The 2,197-nt window shown below is 63.8% G+C and carries 3 protein-coding genes and 1 pseudogene; 2 read left to right on the forward strand and 2 right to left on the reverse strand.

The genetic code is table 11. The annotated features are described in order from the left end of the window. Together WAO18_RS03320 and WAO18_RS03325 are read left to right on the forward strand one after the other, a co-directional pair. The coding region (locus tag WAO18_RS03320) for an SDR family oxidoreductase (protein WP_422203865.1) at positions 1-295 on the forward strand (295 nt) is incomplete at its 5' end. Positions 296-346: 51 nt separating this feature from the next. After that, entirely contained in the window at positions 347-1,492 is a 1,146-nt protein-coding gene (locus tag WAO18_RS03325) for a sulfotransferase family protein (protein ID WP_422203866.1), read from the forward strand. Positions 1,493-1,502: 10 nt separating this feature from the next. Here the strand turns inward: WAO18_RS03325 and WAO18_RS03330 are convergent, their stop codons facing one another. Together WAO18_RS03330 and WAO18_RS03335 are read right to left on the reverse strand one after the other, a co-directional pair. Then, positions 1,503-1,970: a hypothetical protein gene (locus tag WAO18_RS03330; protein WP_422203868.1), complete on the reverse strand. Its 468-nt coding sequence runs from the start codon at positions 1,968-1,970 to the stop codon at positions 1,503-1,505. After that, positions 1,967-2,197, reverse strand: a pseudogene (locus tag WAO18_RS03335) (3-ketosteroid-9-alpha-hydroxylase); the annotation flags it as partial. The gene WAO18_RS03330 and the pseudogene WAO18_RS03335, both read right to left, overlap by 4 nt.

Here is a 2,197-nt window from a genome sequence, read left to right on the forward strand (position 1 = left end):
GCTGTCGATGTCGCAGTCGTTGGCCACAGAATTGGGCGAGAAGGGTATCCGCGTCAATTCCGTTGCACCCGGCTATATCTGGGGCGAGACGCTGCAAGCCTACTTTGAGCATCAGGCGGGCAAATACGGCACCTCCGCAGACCAGATCTATCAGGCCACCGCGGCGAACTCCGACCTCAAGCGGCTGCCCACCGAGGACGAGGTGGCGTCGGCGATAATGTTCATGGCCAGCGACTTGTCCAGTGGCATCAGCGGCCAGACGCTGGACGTCAACTGCGGCGAGTACCACACCTGATGCCGCCGCCGACGATGCAGAGCGAAGCGATGGGGAGGAGGCGGCGAACTGGTGACTGAACGCACCGACATCGCGACTGTCGATGAGTTGCACGCCTCGGCCACCAAGCTGACCGGGCTTGACGACTTCGGCGTAGACAACGACAACTACCGCGAAGCGCTGGGCGTGCTGTTGGACTCCTATCGGCGGGAAGCCGGCCTTACGGTGTTGGGCAGCAAGATGAATCGGTTCTTCTTACGCGGCGCTCTGGTCGCCCGGCTGCTGTCCGAATCCGCCTGGAAGCAGTATCCGCAACATGCTGATGTCGCCGTCAAGCGGCCCATCTTCGTGACCGGCCTGGTGCGCACCGGCACCACGGCGCTGCATCGGCTCCTCGGGGCCGACCCGGCTGCGCAGGGTCTGCACATGTGGCTGGCTGAGTTCCCGCAGCCGCGTCCGCCGCGCGACACCTGGGAGTCCCATCCGCTATATCGCCAACTCGACGATCAGTTCACCCAGCACCACCAGGACAACCCCGGGTACACCGGCCTGCATTTCATGGCCGCATACGAGCTCGAGGAATGTTGGCAGCTGCTGCGGCAGTCGCTGCATTCGGTGTCCTACGAGACGCTGGCGCACCTGCCCAGTTACTCGAAGTGGTTGTCGCAGCAGGATTGGACGCCGGCGTATCGGCGGCACCGCAAGAATCTTCAGCTGATCGGGCTCAACGACGTCGACAAGCGGTGGGTGCTGAAGAACCCGAGTCACCTGTTCGCGCTCGACGCGTTGATGAAGACGTATCCCGATGCTCTCGTCATTCAGACGCATCGACCGGTCGAGACGATCATGGCTTCAATGTGCTCGCTGGCGCAGCACACCACCGACGGCTGGTCGACGACATTCGTCGGCTCCCAAATCGGCGCGGACGCAATGGAGACCTGGTCGCGCGGACTGGAGCAGTTCAACACCGCACGTGCCAAATACAACCCGGCCCAGTTCTACGACGTTGACTATCGCGAGTTGATCGCCGACCCGATCGGCACGGTGGCCGACATCTACCGCAAATTCGAGATCCCGTTCACCGACGAGGCCCGGCAGGCGATGGAAGACAGCCACGCCGAAAGCCAAAGCGGAGCAAGGGCTCCGAAGCATACCTACTCGCTGGCTGACTACGGGCTCACCGCCGAAGCCGTCAAGGAGCGTTTCGCCGGGCTGTGATCCGGTTCGGCTAGCCGTCGCCGGCGGGCGGAGCGGTGGACACCGCCTCCAGACATCCCTCGGCGACCGCGTGTTCGATGCTGTCGGCGAGTTTCGGGCAGGATCGGGTCCGCGCGCTGTGGGTTCCGGACTCACGTAATTCGGCGAAATAGGCGCAGCGCTGCGATGCTTCGCTATTCCATTGCACCGCGGTATGCCCCGGTCCCAGGCGTTTGACGTTGACCGTGGCGTGGCAGAACCGGCAGTCCACCGGCTGCAGGCCCGACGTCAGATAGCGCGTGCGGTCGGCCTGGGTGGCCGCCTGCACTGCGGCGGCTCGTTCTGGGTCGTCAGCGAAAGCCGGTGCCTTAGACCAGGATCCGCCGCGGCCGCCATGGCCGGCAGGTGTCGGCTCGTCATGGCTGTGGTGATCGCCATGAAGCATCAGCATCGACCGAGCTAGCCGATCGACGTCGGGCGGCTGGTCGCGCGAACTCATGTCGCGGGCTGCTCCGCCTTCTCTTCGGCTTCTGAAGCCTGCTTTTGCAGGTTCTCGTCGACCTCGACGTGCCACTTCTCGTTGGCGATGGTGGTGTCCACCTCGATCTCGAAGCGGTCGGTCATGTCCGGCGTGACATCGGCGACATCGACGTAGAACTGCTGATACCAGCGCCGCATTTGGTACACGGCTCCGTCTTCCTCGACCAGCAGCGGGTTGTCGATGCG

It is taken from the genome of Mycobacterium sp. (assembly GCF_049278535.1).
Classification (GTDB): domain Bacteria; phylum Actinomycetota; class Actinomycetes; order Mycobacteriales; family Mycobacteriaceae; genus Mycobacterium.